The organism is Lysinibacillus sp. FSL P2-0066 (assembly GCF_037969495.1).
Classification (GTDB): Bacteria; Bacillota; Bacilli; order Bacillales_A; family Planococcaceae; genus Lysinibacillus; species Lysinibacillus boronitolerans.
Genome location: NZ_CP150202.1, coordinates 1435777 through 1452243 on the forward strand (window position 1 = coordinate 1435777; position 16467 = coordinate 1452243).

Below are 16467 nucleotides of genomic sequence, written 5' to 3' on the forward strand. Positions count from 1 at the left end.
GTCTGATGAAAGAACATGAAGTGGTGGCAGTCATAACAGGGGGTGCCTCTGGGTTAGGAGAGGCAACCGTTCGGAAATTGGTAGGGCAGGGTGGCAAAGCGATTATTTTTGATCTGAATGATGAGCGTGGACAAGCTCTAGTGGAGGAATTAGGTCAAAATGTCCTTTATGCACGAGTGGATGTCACAAAGGAAGAGGACGTGGCGGCAGGCCTAGAGCAGGCTGTTGCAGCTTTTGGTAAGGTCAATGTTGCAGTGAACTGTGCTGGCATAGCAGATGCGAGTAAAGTTATTTCAAAGCGCGGTATACATGCCCTTGCTCTATTTGAAAAGGTGATTACGGTTAATTTAGTTGGTACATTTAATGTCATTCGTCTAGTTGCGGATAAAATGCAGCATAATGAGCCAAATGAGGATGGACAGCGTGGCGTCATTATTAATACCGCGTCTGTGGCTGCATTTGATGGGCAAATTGGACAAGCTGCTTATAGCGCGTCAAAAGGGGGCGTAGCGGCGATGACGTTACCGATTGCAAGAGAGCTTGCGGAAATCGGTGTCCGAGTGATGACCATTGCGCCTGGATTAATTGAAACACCGATGTTTGCTTCGTTACCTGAGCCTGCAAGAACAGCCCTTGCTCAAATGACACCGTTCCCTAAACGACTTGGTAAACCTTCGGAATATGCTCTTTTGGTTGAAAGTATTATTCATAATGGCTTGTTAAATGGAGAGGTCATTCGATTGGATGGTGCCATTCGTATGCAACCAAGGTAACGGCCAATTCTCGTTTAAATTGTTTTAGTGTTGATCGTTTCAAAAAATCGTAGATGAAGGGAAGCGGTATAATGCATATGATGGATACACCTTTATTATTAACAAGTTTTTTGAATCGCGCAGAACGATTTTTTCACTCAAAGAAAATCCATTCTCGAACAAGTGCCACTACAATTCACGAATTTACGTATAAAGATTATGTCAAACGGACTCGCCGATTAGCTGATGCTCTGACGAAACTGGGTATGAAGCAAGGAATGAAGGTGGGCACATTTGCTTGGAACCACCATCGCCATTTGGAAGCTTACTTTGCTGTACCATGTGCAGGAGCCGTATTGCATATGATTAATATTCGATTATCCCCTGAGCATATTGCTTATGTCATCAATCATGCTGAGGATGAAATATTATTAATAGATGATAATCTCGTGCCATTGATTGCACCAATCGTATCTCAGCTGAAAACGGTGAAGCATTTTATTATTATGGGTGATGCTGTTGCGGTAGAAACTTTATCGATTCCCAATGCTCTTTCCTATGAAGCGCTACTTGCAGAGGCAGATGAACATTTCACATTCCCAGAAGATTTAGATGAAAATACACCTGCAGGCATGTGCTATACAAGTGCAACGACGGGCATGCCAAAGGGAGTAGTCTATACACATCGCAGTATTGTACTCCATAGTTTAGCAGCTGGTCTTGCCGACAGTATTGCGATTTGTGAGTCGGATGTAGTGTTACCTGTTGTTCCTATGTTTCACGCGAATGCATGGGGATTACCATTTGCCAGTGTCGCATTTGGTTCTACACAGGTTTTACCTGGTCCGATGTTTACACCACAGCTATTGCTTGAATTATTTGATGTGTATAAAGTCACATTGACAGCAGGGGTACCGACCATATGGCTAGGCGTACTACAGGAGCAGCGTCAAAATCCTCGTGACCTATCGTCTATGCGATTAATTGTTTGTGGAGGTTCTGCCTCACCACTTGGTCTTGTTCGAGGTTTTGAGCAAGAACTTAATATCCCGTACATGACAGGTTACGGTATGACGGAAACCTCACCTCTTGTAAGCCTATCCACATATTTAACACATATGCAGGACTATACGGCTGATGAAAAAATGAATGTTCGGATAACACAAGGTATGACGATGCCTCTTATTGATACTAGGATTGTCAATGAAAATGGTGAAGTGCCTTGGGATGGCAAAACGATGGGAGAGCTTACGATTAGAGGCCCATGGATTGCCAATGCATATTATCAGGATGAACGAACGGAAGAGGCCTTTAAAGACGGCTGGCTTTATACAGGCGATATTGCAGTGATGACAACAGATGGCTATATAAAAATCACCGACCGTACAAAGGACTTAATTAAGAGTGGTGGCGAATGGATTTCTTCAGTAGAGCTTGAAAATGCATTAATGTCCCATCCAAAGGTCTTTGAGGCGGCTGTTATTGCCATTCCACATGAAAAGTGGTTGGAGCGACCATTAGCTTGTGTCGTAGCAAAGCCAGAGTTTAAGGATTCGATTACTAAAGAAGAATTACTAGAGAGTCTACAGCAACAATTCCATAAAACATGGATTCCTGATGATATTGTCTTCATTGACGAGGTACCGAAAACGTCTGTAGGTAAATTCTTAAAGGCTAAATTACGAGAAGATTTAAAAGAATACCGCATACAAGTCTAACGATAATGGATAGAATGAAGGTGGTCAAAACTACCTTCATTTTATATTGGAATAAATTCCTGAAAAATGAAACTATTTTTTCCATTTTGCCGTATAATCGTAATAACGAAAGGAAGTGAAGGGATTGTCAATTGCCATTGTAGCGATAATTGGAGGCGTCATTATTTCTTTAGCTGGAATTTTTACAGACGCTCGTACTAGACAACAAAAAATAAAACTGAAAGCTGTTGAAAAAGAAGTAGAATTAGAAAAGCTTAGGTTAGAAACGTATACGATTGAAACAGAAAAAATGAGACTTGAATTAGAACAGTCAAAAGTATTACTTTTAGAGGAAAAACAAAACGCAAGCAAGTAGATTTGCTTACATGAGAAAGACTATTTCAGGATTGGGACTTTTCCGCTATAATGGTAATACGACGCTAGAGGGGAAGATGACCATATGTCTGATTATGAACAGTTTATAGAAGGTATTAAGCGCAAAACAGGAATAGATTTAGCGTTATATAAAGAAGCGCAAATGAAAAGACGATTAACCTCTCTTTATGAGAAAAAGGGCTATCGTAATTTTGTAGACTTTCTAAAGGCACTTGAACAAGATCGTGATTTAATGAATGAATTTTTAGATCGTATGACGATCAATGTTTCTGAATTTTATCGCAATGGAAAGCGCTGGGAAGTATTACAAAAGAAAATATTTCCGAAGCTCTTACAAACTAATAAGCGTTTAAAAATTTGGAGTGCTGCTTGTTCGACAGGAGAAGAACCATATTCTTTAGTAATGGTTTTATCTCAATTGGTGCCTTTATCTCAAATTCAAATTATTGCCACTGATTTAGATGAGAATGTGATACAAAAGGCGAAGTTAGGTGTCTATCCTGAACGCTCTTTAGCAGAGGTGCCAAGTGATATTAAAGCAAAGTATTTTGAGCAAGAAGGCTCCTTCTATCGGGTGAAGGATGAAATTAAGCGTTGTGTAACCTTTAAGAAACATAATTTATTGAATGACGCTTATGACAGCAATTATGATTTAATTGTTTGTCGCAATGTCATGATTTATTTTACAGAAGAAGCGAAAGATCAAATTTATAATAATTTTAGTAAAGCACTGCGCAAGGATGGCGTTTTATTTGTTGGATCGACAGAACAAATTTTTAATCCAGCACGTTATGAATTTGATGTGGAAGACACGTTCTTCTATCGTAAAAATAATTAATAATATGGATGAAAAGCTTTGTACAAATGACACAATTGTACATATAGTTGACCAAGCATTAAACATAGATAATTCATACGCTTTTCGCTTATCATAAGCAAAGGCGTATTTTTTATAAAATTTAGCTAGTTGTTTTTTTACAACTTTCATTCAGAATATTCACATTTAGATCTATGAAAATGGTAACTACTTAAAAGACATTCGTAAAAGGACTGTTTTTTTAAAGAATATATGTTATAGTGAAAAATACATACTTTAGCGAGTTGAAGGGAGAAAGTGTTTATGCGTTACTTAACAGCAGGTGAGTCACACGGACCTCAATTAACGACAATTATTGAGGGTTTACCGTCACTCTTACCCATTACAGCAGAAAAAATTAATCACGATTTAAAACGTCGCCAGGGAGGTCATGGACGTGGGCGCCGCATGCAAATCGAAACAGATACAGTGGAGATTGTAGCTGGTGTTCGTCATGGTCAGACACTTGGATCTCCTGTTGCACTCGTTGTCACAAATGATGACTGGAAGCACTGGACAAAAATTATGGGGGCAGAGCCACTAGCTGACGATATCAATCCTGAAGATATCAAGCGTCAAATCTCTCGTCCTCGACCAGGTCATGCTGATTTAGTCGGAGGCATGAAATATGGTCACCGTGATTTAAGGAATGTATTAGAGCGCTCCTCTGCGCGTGAAACAACTGTACGTGTAGCAGTTGGGTCTGTGGCAAAGGCGTTACTTAATGAACTAGGCATTTCCATTGTTGCACATGTTACAGAGATAGTGGGAATCAAAGCCGATACATCTTTAATAGAAGGAAAAACAACAGAAGAAATTCGTGCCATTGTCGAAGCGGATCCTTGCTACTGTGTAGATCCAATCGCCTCTGCGAAAATGGTTGAGGCAATTGATGAAGCGAAAAAAGCTGGTGATTCGATCGGTGGTGTTGTAGAAGTCATAGTGGAAGGCATGCCAGCAGGTGTAGGGTCTTATGTACATTATGATCGTAAGCTGGATGCGAAACTTGCAGCAGCCATGCTATCCATTAATGCATTTAAAGGAGTAGAATTTGGACTTGGCTTTGAAATGGCACGTCGAAAGGGTTCTGAAGTGCACGATGAAATCATTTGGTCTGAAGAAGAAGGTTATACTCGTGCAACTAATCGACTTGGTGGCTTAGAGGGTGGTATGTCAACAGGTATGCCAATTGTTGTACGTGGTGTGATGAAGCCAATTCCTACTTTATATAAACCATTACAAAGTGTAGATATTGAAACAAAAGAGCCGTTTAAAGCGAGTGTTGAGCGCTCTGATAGCTGTGCAGTACCAGCAGCATCTGTAGTTGCAGAACATGTTATTGCCTGGGAAATAGCGAATGCAATTTTAGAGCAATTCCATAGTGATCAACTACCACAATTACAAGCTCAAATTGACGAGCATCGTCAATATACAAAGGGGTTCTAAGTTATGCGTGTACCAGTAGCAACAAAATCGCATCAATATGAAGTTGTTCTTGGGCATCAATTTCTAACTGAAGCTGTGGAGGCATTTGCTGATAAACTGCAAAAAGCGGATAAGCTCTTTGTGTTTACAGATGTCAATGTTTGGGCAGCACAGGGAGAGTACTTCAAAGCAAATTTCCCGTACCATTTTGAGGTCTTTATTTTGCCAGGTGGTGAAGCATGTAAAACCTTTGATCAATACAACGCAGCTCAAACATTTTTATTAGAGCAAAAATGCTCCCGAAAATCCTTCATTTTTGCCTTTGGAGGAGGAGCAGTTGGCGATTTAACAGGCTTTGTTGCGGCAACCTATATGCGTGGGGTTCCATTTATTCAAATTCCAACGACTATTCTAGCGCATGATTCCGCAGTTGGTGGAAAAACGGCCATTAATCATCCGCTAGGGAAAAATATGATTGGCGCATTTTATCAGCCAGAAGGCGTGATATATGATACAGCCCTTTTAGAAAGCTTATCAGAGCGTGAGGTACGTTCAGGAACAGCAGAGTTAATTAAGCATGCCATGATTTCTGACCCGACCTGGCTAGAGGAATTAATGACAGGAGATTCGGTGATTCATTTTAATCAAAATGAACTAGCAAAGCAGTTAAAAAAAGGAATTGAAGTGAAAGCACAAATTGTTGCTGAGGACGAAACAGAGCAATCCGTTCGAAAGTTTTTAAACCTAGGCCATACATATGGACATGCCATTGAGGCAGCTGCGGGTTATGGCAAAGTGGCTCATGGTGAGGCGGTTATGATTGGACTCGTCTATTGTCTTCTATTGAGTGAACGATATGGAGAACTCGATCGTACGTTCACCCAATCCTTTTTACAGTTTGCGATAAAAAACGGCTATCCTTTTAAGGCTGTGAGTGATTATTCATTTGAACAATTATCTAGCTACCTAATGAAAGATAAAAAAGCGGAATATGGCATTTTACAATTCGTTCTTTTGGATAAAATCGGAAAACCTTTTGTCAAAGCTATTGATTTAGAAGAATGTCAAGAAATAGATGCTGAATATAGACAGTTATTAGCGGAGGTGCTTGTATGATTCGTGGACTTAGAGGAGCAATAACAATTGAATCTGACAAGCCAGAGCTTGTATGGGATGAGACAGCAAGATTAGTGCGTGAGGTTGTGGCAGCAAATAATGTGGACATTGATGATATCGCATCGATCCTCATTTCAACAACGCCAGATATTACCTCAGCATTTCCTGCTCGTGCAGTACGCTTGATGGATGGCTGGCAATATGTCCCTGTTATGTGTACACATGAGATGGATGTGCCAGAAGCGTTACCATTATGTATTCGTGTATTAATACATGCAAACGTAGAGGTTGCCCAAAAAGATGTAAAGCACTTGTATCTCAATGATGCAGTGAAATTAAGACCAGATTTGGCCCAGGCTAAATAAGTAGAGGAGATGTTTTAGATGAAGTGGAAACAACAATTGGACGGTATGCAAGCGTATAAGCCAGGTAAACCAATTGAAGAAGTACAACGTGAATATGGCTTAAAGGAAGTTATTAAATTGGCGTCGAATGAAAATCCATTCGGGTGCTCACCTAAGGTAACAGCTTATTTACAAAATAATGCAGTGAATCATGCACTTTATCCAGATGGCTATGCACAAAACCTACGTACTGCTGTGGCAAATCATCTAGGTGTGAAAGAGACACAGCTTCTTTTTGGTAACGGCTCTGATGACATCATTGCTATTATTACTCGTGCTCTGTTGTATCCAAGGGTAAATACGGTTATGGCCGACCCTTCCTTCTCTCAATACTGGCACAATGCTGAAATTGAAGGTGCTGAAGTACGTAAAGTGCCTTGTCAAGATGGAGCACATGATCTAGAGGCAATGTTGGCTGCAATTGATGACCAAACTTCTATTGTTTGGGTATGTAGTCCAAATAATCCGACTGGCGTTGTCATTCCTGATGCTGCATTGCGTGCCTTTCTTGCAAAGGTTCCAAGCGATGTCCTTGTCGTGCTTGATGAGGCATACATTGAATATGTTACACATCCAGACCACAAGGATACGTTACCAATCATTGATGAATATCCGAATGTTCTTTTACTGCGTACATTCTCTAAAGCTTATGGCTTAGCTTCGTTCCGCGTTGGCTATGCAATTGGCCAACCTGATGTTATTGCTAAGCTAGATCCTGTTCGTGCACCATTCAATAATACAATCTTAAGTCAAGCTGTTGCTGCCATTGCGCTCAGTGACCAAGAATATATTGAAGCCTGCCGTGAAGCTAATGAAATAGGCAAAAAACAATATGTAGAATTTTGTGAAAAGCATAATTTAAAATACTTCCCATCTGATACAAACTTTATTTTCTTTGATACTCATGCTGATAGTGATGTTGTTTTCCAAGAGCTGATGAAAAGAGGCTTTATTGTGCGCAGTGGTAATGCATTAGGGTTACCAGGATTTATCCGTGTGACAATTGGAACAGAGGCTCAAAATGCAGCATTACTTAGCCAACTTGATGAAGTGTTAAAACAACAAGGGGTATTTGCATGACACGCAAAGTACTCGTTATAGGGCTTGGATTGATCGGTGGTTCTATTGCCCTTGCTTTGCAAAAAGCACCTGAAACAAAAATTATTGGCTATGACATGGACGCACAAACACGTGAGCATGCGAAAACATTAAATATTGTGCATGATATTGTCGCAGATCCACTGGCTGTTGCGGCTGAGGTTGATGTTATTATCTTCGGGACACCCGTTAATGCAACACTGGATTGGATGGAGCAATTAAAATCATGGCCATTGAAAAATAAAGTCATCGTAACAGATACAGGGAGTACAAAAAAATTAATTATGCAAAAAGCCAGCGAATTACGAGAACTTGGGATAACGTTTATTGGTGGACATCCAATGGCGGGGTCTCATAAAAGCGGTGTGCTGGCTGCTAAGGCGCATCTTTTTGAAAACGCATATTACATGCTTACGCCACTCGCTGGGGAAGAAATTGTTCATATGGCACAGCTTGAAAGTTTGCTGAAATTTACCCATGCAAAAGTAGTCAGTGTATCTGCCAGTGAGCATGATCACATGACAGCGGTGGTGAGTCATTTTCCACATGTTATCGCGGCCTCACTTGTCCATCAATTAGGTGGCGAAAATGGGGAGTACCCAATGACACGTTCTCTTGCAGCAGGAGGTTTTCGTGATGTGACACGAATCGCCTCTTCGAACCCCATCTTATGGCGAGATATTACGCTGCAAAATCGCGAGGAGCTCCTCACGCAATTAGATGGCTGGGAAAAAGAAATGACGCGCATTAAGAAACTGCTAATGGAGGGTTCTTCACAGGATATTGAAAACTATTTTGCAGTTGCTAAAGAACTGAGAGATGAATTACCGATTAGTGCAGGGGCTATGTATACACCATTCGACCTCTATGTTGATGTTCCTGACTATCCAGGTGTTATTTCTGAAGTGACGGGCTTTTTAGCGGATGAAGCAATTAGTATTACGAATCTACGCATTGTTGAATCACGAGAAGATGTTTTCGGTATTCTAGTCATTAGCTTCCAAAGTGAAAATGATCGCGAACGTGCTGCAGCCTGTATTCAAAAACGAGCAAATTTCGAAACGTATATTTCTTAGCATAAGAAAGCGTCGGCATTTCGGCGCTTTCTATCTTCATATTGGAGGGAATAAAGTTCATGAGTGAAAAAGTATTGCAATACAACAAGCCTTCTTTACAGGGCTCTTTAACCGTTCCAGGCGATAAATCTGTATCCCATCGCTCTGTGATGTTTGGTGCCATTGCTAGTGGAACAACGACAGTAGAGGGGTTTTTACTAGGTGAAGATTGTTTAAGTACAATTGATTGCTTCCAGAAACTTGGCGTTCAGATTGAGGTGGAAGGGACAAATGTAACCATTCATAGTCCAGGGATGGAAGGCTGGCAGGAGCCGACAGAAGTGTTATATACGGGTAACTCTGGTACAACAACACGCTTAATGCTAGGCATTTTAGCTGGTTCTACTGTTCACTCTGTCATGACAGGAGATGCATCCATTGGAAAACGACCAATGCGACGTGTTATAGATCCACTGCGTCAGATGGGTGCACAAATTACAGGGCGTGCAGATGGGCAATATACACCACTAGCCATTCAAGGTACAAAATTACAAGCCATTGATTACAAGATGCCTGTAGCAAGTGCACAGGTGAAATCTGCTATTTTACTAGCGGGCTTGCGTGCTGAAGGAACAACCATTGTTAGAGAAATGGATGTTTCGAGAGATCATACAGAGAGAATGCTGCGTCAATTTGGTGCACATGTAGAAGTAGATAATGGCGTAGTATCCATTGAAGGAGGACAAGCTCTCAATGGGACGCATGTTTCTGTGCCAGGAGATATATCATCGGCTGCCTTTTTCTTAGTGGCAGGAGCCATTTGCAAAAATAGTCAGCTAACACTAAACAATGTGGGCATTAATCCAACACGTGATGGCATTATTGAGGTGCTGCAAAAAATGGGCGCCACGATGACGGTAACGCCGAATGACGATAATCAAGCTGAACCTACAGCAACAATCCAAATCGCGACCTCTTCTTTAACTGGTACAGTAATTGAGGGGGACATTATTCCTCGTTTAATTGACGAAATTCCAATCCTTGCATTACTCGCTACGCAAGCACATGGTCAAACGATCATTAAAGATGCCGAGGAGCTAAAGGTGAAGGAGACTGACCGTATCACGGCTGTTGTGACTGAATTGAAGAAACTTGGTGCCCAGATCGAAGCAACAGAAGATGGTATGATTATTGAGGGACCAACGTCTTTAAAAGGAGCAAACCTTCAAACATATGGCGATCATCGTATCGGCATGATGGGTGCTGTTGCAGCTTTAATAACAGATGGAGCTGTTACACTAGATGATGCACAATGTATTGCTGTATCCTACCCATCGTTTTTTGAGCATATTGAGGCAGTGAAGTAACAATTAAAGAGAGGCTCTCCAAGCTTTTGGGGAGTTTTTTCTTGTTTCAGAAGTAAATGTTTTGTAGCATAAAGGTATCAACGAAAGAATAGGTGAATGACTGTGAACAATGCGATGACTGAAATGATGCAAGCACTTGAACAAGGGGATTTAGCATTAATAGATCAGCTACTAGAATCATTTTTAATGAAGGAGCTACCCGAGGAGATCTATGCTCTTGCGGAGATTTTTATGCAGTATGGGTACATGAAGGAAGCTGACCGTGTGCTGGAGCATTTACAATTTTTATTCCCAGAAGAAGCACAGTTAAAAATAGATCGTGCCAATGTCCTAATGGAGCTTGGTAATGAAGATGAAGCATTAGATTTATTATTAGAAATTGAAGAAACCTCCCCAGAATATCCACAAGCGTTATTGGTTTTAGCTGATTATTATCAAATGCAAGGGTTATTTGAGGTTGCAGAAAAGCGTATAAATGAAGCATTAGCGATTTTACCAGACGAGCCATTATTGCATTTTGCAAAAGCCGAGCTTTTATTTGAAACAGGCCGTTTTTTAGAGGCAGCAAGACTGTATGAGGACTTATATGAGCAGCAAAATGAATTTGCTGGTATTCCACTTGTCGAACGACTAGCGGAAGTTTATCGTGCAGGTGCAGCCTATGAGACGGCATTCGATTATTATGTCAAAGCCCTTGAAGATGAAGTAAAGCCCGATATCTTATTTGGAGCTGCTTATTCAGCCTTCCAGTCACAAAAATACGAGATGGCTATTAAACAACTAGAGGAATTGAAAGAATTAGATCCTGATTACTTCTCAGCCTATTTATTGCTTGCGGAGAGCTATGCAATGACAGAGGATAATCAAAAAGCGTATGCGGCCATTCAAGAGGGGTTAAAGCGTGATGAATATGATAAATCACTTTACTTATTCGCTGGTAAAATGGCCTTGAAAAATGGTTTGCCAGAAGAAGCTGAGCAACATCTGAGAGAAGCTATAGCGCTCGATCCTGAATATATGGAAGCGGTACTGGCACTTATTTCTGTGTTTGGTCAACAGGAGCGCCATGAGGATGTGATCGAGCTATTTGAGACATTACAGCAAAATGATTTTGAATGGAGCACTTTATACCCTTTTGCGGCAGAGGCATATGAAAATTTAGAATTGTACGACCGTGCATACGAATTTTACCGTTTGGCATATAATGATTTTAAGGAAGACGCAACATTTTTAGAAAAATATGTTTACTTTTTATTAGAAGAAGGAAAGCGTTCAGAGGCAAAAGAGGTTCTTAGACAATTAATCAACATTCAACCGGGTGAACCAGAGTGGCAGGAGAAGTTAGAAACCTTAGAATTTGAGTAAAGGAGGGAGTGGGTATGACTGCTTCTGTATCAGTTGTTGATAAAAAAGCATTTGTTCGATGGTTTTTAAAAAATTATCAATTGAAACGTCGTGAGTGTGTATGGATTTTAAATTACTTATTAAGTAATGATGACTTATTAAAAAGAATCCGCTTTGTGGAAGAAGCTCACTATTGTCCTAGGGCAATGGTGATGTCGACAGTAGACTCAACAGGTGTGCCTTTTCGTTTCTATAAAGGCAATGTGATGACGGCAGATGCTGAGAAGTCTTTCCATGATTTACGCTTACATGAACAAGAAGATATGTATATACAATTGAATTTTCCTAATATACCACCAAGTGCACAATACTTAGCAGTTCTTGAAGAAAACCCTTATATGCCAGAAACACTGCTCGTCAGTGAAAAAGATCGTATACTGGCAGAAGAGCTGCTTTCCAATAGCTTACTCGTATTCCAAGAAGAGAAATTACTCGCACAAATTGATGAAGCCCTCGACCAGGGAGATGAAGCGCGTTTTTATGAATTGTCTAATTTGTTACAAGCATTGAAGGAAACGGCTAATTTACGTTAATTATAGGTAAAAATTGAATGTCCTTTATCCATTTCAATATGGTAACATTACTAGTGAATGATTGTTTTCACTTTTAATTGGGTATCCTATTGTAGAGTGGAAAAGGACATTTTTATTTGCGATAAAAGGAGGTTTGTTGAATGTATTTTAATGCAAACGATGTTACATCGTTTATGGCACAAAAAGATTTTATTGATACCGCGATTGTTCCACTTGTATCCATTGATCTCTCTTCTGAAAAAATGAAACAAAGTGGTGCCGAGGTAGATTTTGTCATGTCTTTAACTTCTTTTATAGAGCAGCAGTTTAAAGGACGACTACTAGTCATGCCACCATTTTCTTATATGACAACTTTAAAAAACGATGATTTACCACAGCAATTAGAAGCACAATTACATAATGCTGGATTTAAGCATGTGTTCTTCATTACTTGTGACCATTATTGGACAAAGAGTGGAGAGATAGTCAATATGATTTGGTTACCAGCGATTCCGTTAGAAAGTATGGATGCCAGTGTGAAAAAATCCATTCTAGAAGATCAATTACGTCAAGTGATTCCAATGCTTTCGACTAAATGGGCACAGATTTAACAATTAGTTTCAATAAATGTTCACATTCTCCAGCTTTCCACAGAATGCTATATTGACCAAGCTATGGACTTGATATATCATATATATGTCCTAGTATTACTATTTGTAAAAGTATGTCCGTTGGACTGACCTTTAAGTTAGAGGGGGGAAAATAATGAGTAATAATCGAGTTTCACGTCGTCAATTTCTAAGCTATACACTTACTGGTGTAGGTGGATTTATGGCGGCAGGCATGTTAATGCCAATGCTTCGATTCGCAATTGATCCAGTGTTACAAAAACATGATGGTGGAGATTTTGTAAAAACAGAGCATAAAATCGCTGATCTCACTGATGAACCTGTTAAAGTTGACTTTTCATTCGAACAAGTTGATGCATGGTACAAATCGGACGTTACAAACGTAGCTTGGGTATATAAAAATGGCGATCAAATCATTGCTCTATCACCAGTTTGTAAGCATTTAGGATGTATGGTTGACTGGAATGGAGATTCTGCACACCCAGAACAATTCTTCTGCCCATGTCACGCAGGTCGTTATGAGAAAAACGGGAAAAACATTGCAGGTACACCACCTCTAGGTCCGTTGGATGAATTTGAAGTAAAAGAACAAGATGGCTATTTAATGATTGGTCCAGCAAAAGCAAATACTCTAGTTAAATAAGTAAGGGGGTACGACAACTGTGCTAAATAAAATTTATGATTGGGTCGATGAACGCCTAGATATTACACCGATTTGGCGTGATATTGCCGACCACGAAGTGCCAGAGCACGTTAACCCTGCACATCATTTTTCAGCATTCGTTTACTGCTTTGGTGGATTAACATTTTTCATCACAGTAATTCAAATTCTATCTGGTATGTTCCTAACAATGTACTATGTACCAGACGTTGTGAATGCCTGGAAATCAGTTTATTATTTACAAAACGAAGTAGCATTTGGTGAAATCGTACGCGGTATGCACCACTGGGGGGCTTCATTAGTTATCGTAATGATGTTCTTACATACACTTCGCGTGTTCTTCACAGGTTCTTATAAAAAACCTCGTGAGTTAAACTGGATGGTTGGTGTAGGTATTTTTGGTGTAATGATGGGTCTTGGCTTTACAGGATACTTATTACCATGGGATATGAAAGCATTATTCGCTACTAAAGTAGGTATCGAAATTGCAGCATCTGTACCGTTTATCGGTGGGATGATTAAAGTATTATTAGCGGGTGACACAACGATTCTTGGTGCTCAAACGTTAACTCGATTCTTTGCGATTCATGTATTCTTCTTACCTGCAGTATTGTTTGGGTTACTTGCAGCGCACTTTATCATGATTCGTCGTCAAGGAATTTCAGGACCGTTGTAATTGTCTTGACGGTTCGATGATCTTTAAAAGGAGGGGACACTATGCATCGCGGAAAAGGAATGAAATTTGTCGGCGATTCTCGTATTAAAGCGAATCACAGAATGCCGAACGTTCCAAAGGATTATTCCGAATATCCAGGTAAGACGGAAGCTTTCTGGCCGAACTTCTTACTGAAGGAATGGATGGTAGGTGCTGTATTTTTAATTGGATACTTATTACTAACTGTCGCTCACCCGTCACCACTTGAAGGGCCGGCAGATCCAACTAGAGCATATACACCACTACCGGACTGGTACTTCTTATTTATGTATCAACTTTTAAAATACTCATTTGCTTCTGGTCCATACAATGTAATCGGAGCTATTGTAATTCCAGGTCTTGCATTTGGAGCGCTATTATTAATGCCATTTTTAGACAAGGGTCCAGAACGTCGTCCATCTAAACGTCCATTGCCAACAGCGTTTATGTTATTAACTTTAGCTGCTATGTTCTACCTAACTTGGGAGTCAGTTGTTAACCACGACTGGGAAGCTCAAAAAGCTATGGGTGCAATCGTAGAAACAGTTGAGTTCGATAAAGAATCAGAAGGTTATAAAATCTATGCTGGTTCTGCATGTATTACATGTCACGGTGAAGGTTTAGAAGGTGGAGCTGGTGCGCCATCTCTAATGAACACTGGTTTAACAGCTGATGAGATTAAGGACATTGCACATAATGGTCGCGGCAACATGCCACCAGGATTATGGACAGGTTCAGATGAAGATCTTCAAAAACTTGCTGAATTCATCGAAAGCTTAAAAGCAGAGTAATAGTAAAAGAGTCAGGAAACTGGCTCTTTTTTTTCTACCTTGTTATACTATTGGGACTGGAAGCCATACAAAAAGGTTCCCTTGTATAAAGAATTTTAGCGAAAGATGTCGAAAAAACATTTATTCTTGAAACAAGTAAGCGAATTAAAACAATAAATTAACACATATTGATGGTGAGATACAATTGAAAGGTAGAGTAAAGCTCTAGAATTTCACAACTATACATAAATAATGGATTGTTTTTATCGGAAGGAGTTAACATCATGCAACTAACAATAGCAAATATTTGGTACCTTCTGACCCATAAATCATTCTTGATTGCACTGCTAATTATTAATCTACTAGGTACAATTTATGGCTATTATTGGTATGGGTGGCAGCTCGCCATCACGGAGCCTATTTTTTATATTTTTGTTCCAGATAGTCCGACAGCCAGTTTATTCTTTTGTTTTGTGTTGCTTGCTTGGATTATGGGGAAAAGTTGGCCACTAATGGAAGTACTTGCCCTTGTTACGTTGGTGAAATATGGCTTATGGGCAGATGTGATGAATATTTGGACATTAATTGAAACAGGTTCTATTGGCTGGCAGGGGTGGATGCTAGTTGGTTCACATTTTGCCATGGCTGTACAAGCTGTACTATATATGAGGAAATATGTCTTCACTTATTGGCATGTTGTGATAGCAGCTGTTTGGACACTGCATAATGATGTCATTGACTATGTATTTGGGCAAATGCCTATGTATCGAGATTTAGCCAATTACACAAGCTATATTGGTTACTTTACATTCTGGTTATCAATTGCATGTATTTTACTTGCCATTTTCTCAATTAGGTGGCGCAAATATTTGCCGAATTAGGGTATAAATTATAGAATTATAGTATCGAGGTAGAAAGGGGTTAGAAAATTGTCAACGAGCATGTATATTGTTTATTTTGTGATTATTATGCTGCTTCCACTTTATGCTCAAATGAAGGTAAAGGGTACGTATAATAAATTTGCAAAGCAACGTACAATGAAGGGGCAAACTGGTGCAGAGGTAGCGCGTGCGATTTTAGATGCAAACGGCTTATATGATGTACGAGTTGTGCCAACGCAAGGTGTGTTGTCTGATCATTATAATCCGGCAACCAAAACAGTGGCTTTATCCGAAAGTAACTTTTATGAAGCAAGTGTTGCAGGTGCTGCGGTTGCTGCCCATGAGGTAGGTCACGCCATCCAACATAAAGAAGCTTATTCGATGCTTACATTACGTAGTAAGCTAGTCCCAGTGGCAAATATTTCTTCAAATGCGTCTTGGATTTTCGTAATGATTGGTATTTTTGCAAGTAGTACGAATTTCTTGCTATTAGGTATCATATTATTAGCAGCAGGTGTTGTTTTCCAATTAGTGACACTACCGGTAGAGTTTGATGCTTCCAAGCGAGCATTAGTTCAAATGAATTCACTTGGTATTATTACAAATGAAGAAGAACGACCAGCACGAAAAGTATTAAGTGCTGCAGCATTAACTTATGTAGCAGCGGCAGCGGTAGCTGTACTAGAGTTATTACGTTTAATTTTAATTTTTACCAATATGCGTAGCGACGACTAAAGAAAAAAACTTGTT

Annotated in this window: 18 protein-coding genes; all 18 read left to right on the top strand. The window is 39.9% G+C overall.

Annotation, left to right across the window (positions count from 1 at the left end):
* Positions 1-5: 5 nt before the first annotated feature.
* The gene (locus tag MKZ14_RS06925; RefSeq protein ID WP_036077701.1) at positions 6-773 is read left to right on the top strand and encodes a 3-hydroxyacyl-CoA dehydrogenase; all 768 of its coding nucleotides are present in this window, start codon (positions 6-8) and stop codon (positions 771-773) included.
* A gap of 71 nt (positions 774-844) precedes the next feature.
* On the top strand, positions 845-2470 hold the full coding sequence (locus MKZ14_RS06930; RefSeq protein ID WP_339280733.1) for a long-chain fatty acid--CoA ligase: 1626 nt from the start codon (positions 845-847) through the stop codon (positions 2468-2470).
* Positions 2471-2594: 124 nt separating this feature from the next.
* Entirely contained in the window at positions 2595-2825 is a 231-nt protein-coding gene (locus MKZ14_RS06935; RefSeq protein ID WP_016994411.1) for a hypothetical protein, read from the top strand.
* A gap of 84 nt (positions 2826-2909) precedes the next feature.
* Positions 2910-3683 (top strand): protein-glutamate O-methyltransferase CheR, encoded by a 774-nt coding sequence (locus tag MKZ14_RS06940; RefSeq protein ID WP_036077697.1) that lies wholly within the window; start codon positions 2910-2912, stop codon positions 3681-3683.
* Positions 3684-3965: 282 nt separating this feature from the next.
* Positions 3966-5147, top strand: coding sequence for a chorismate synthase (aroC, locus tag MKZ14_RS06945; RefSeq protein ID WP_004232644.1), 1182 nt, complete (start codon positions 3966-3968; stop codon positions 5145-5147).
* Positions 5148-5150: 3 nt separating this feature from the next.
* Positions 5151-6242, top strand: a complete 1092-nt coding sequence (gene aroB / locus MKZ14_RS06950; protein ID WP_339280734.1) for a 3-dehydroquinate synthase — start codon at positions 5151-5153, stop codon at positions 6240-6242.
* Positions 6239-6607 (top strand): chorismate mutase, encoded by a 369-nt coding sequence (gene aroH, locus MKZ14_RS06955; protein WP_004232646.1) that lies wholly within the window; start codon positions 6239-6241, stop codon positions 6605-6607. The genes aroB and aroH overlap by 4 nt, the downstream gene beginning before the upstream one ends.
* Positions 6608-6625: 18 nt before the next feature.
* Entirely contained in the window at positions 6626-7726 is a 1101-nt protein-coding gene (hisC, locus tag MKZ14_RS06960) for a histidinol-phosphate transaminase (protein WP_339280735.1), read from the top strand.
* Entirely contained in the window at positions 7723-8820 is a 1098-nt protein-coding gene (locus tag MKZ14_RS06965; protein ID WP_036077692.1) for a prephenate dehydrogenase, read from the top strand. Before hisC ends, MKZ14_RS06965 begins: the two co-directional genes overlap by 4 nt.
* 59 nt (positions 8821-8879) lie before the next feature.
* The gene (aroA, locus tag MKZ14_RS06970; RefSeq protein ID WP_016992622.1) at positions 8880-10166 is read left to right on the top strand and encodes a 3-phosphoshikimate 1-carboxyvinyltransferase; all 1287 of its coding nucleotides are present in this window, start codon (positions 8880-8882) and stop codon (positions 10164-10166) included.
* Between the two features lie 96 nt (positions 10167-10262).
* The gene (locus tag MKZ14_RS06975; protein ID WP_312124534.1) at positions 10263-11531 is read left to right on the top strand and encodes a tetratricopeptide repeat protein; all 1269 of its coding nucleotides are present in this window, start codon (positions 10263-10265) and stop codon (positions 11529-11531) included.
* Positions 11532-11545: 14 nt separating this feature from the next.
* Positions 11546-12103 (top strand): ReoY family proteolytic degradation factor, encoded by a 558-nt coding sequence (locus MKZ14_RS06980; protein WP_004232655.1) that lies wholly within the window; start codon positions 11546-11548, stop codon positions 12101-12103.
* 140 nt (positions 12104-12243) lie between these two features.
* Positions 12244-12693 carry a DUF2487 family protein gene (locus MKZ14_RS06985; protein WP_312124535.1) on the top strand — a complete coding sequence of 150 codons (450 nt, stop codon included), beginning with the start codon at positions 12244-12246 and terminating at the stop codon, positions 12691-12693.
* Between the two features lie 154 nt (positions 12694-12847).
* Positions 12848-13354, top strand: a complete 507-nt coding sequence (locus MKZ14_RS06990) for a ubiquinol-cytochrome c reductase iron-sulfur subunit (RefSeq protein WP_036077685.1) — start codon at positions 12848-12850, stop codon at positions 13352-13354.
* A 19-nt stretch (positions 13355-13373) separates the two neighbouring features.
* A complete protein-coding gene (locus tag MKZ14_RS06995; RefSeq protein WP_004232663.1) occupies positions 13374-14048 on the top strand; it encodes a cytochrome b6 in 675 nt (224 codons plus the stop codon).
* A gap of 41 nt (positions 14049-14089) precedes the next feature.
* Positions 14090-14857, top strand: coding sequence for a c-type cytochrome (locus MKZ14_RS07000; RefSeq protein ID WP_313471002.1), 768 nt, complete (start codon positions 14090-14092; stop codon positions 14855-14857).
* A 263-nt stretch (positions 14858-15120) separates the two neighbouring features.
* Positions 15121-15717, top strand: coding sequence for a DUF1405 domain-containing protein (locus tag MKZ14_RS07005; RefSeq protein WP_312124537.1), 597 nt, complete (start codon positions 15121-15123; stop codon positions 15715-15717).
* A 60-nt stretch (positions 15718-15777) separates the two neighbouring features.
* Complete coding sequence (locus tag MKZ14_RS07010) at positions 15778-16452, top strand: zinc metallopeptidase (protein WP_036077718.1); 675 nt, start codon at positions 15778-15780, stop codon at positions 16450-16452.
* The last annotated feature ends 15 nt before the right edge of the window (positions 16453-16467 follow it).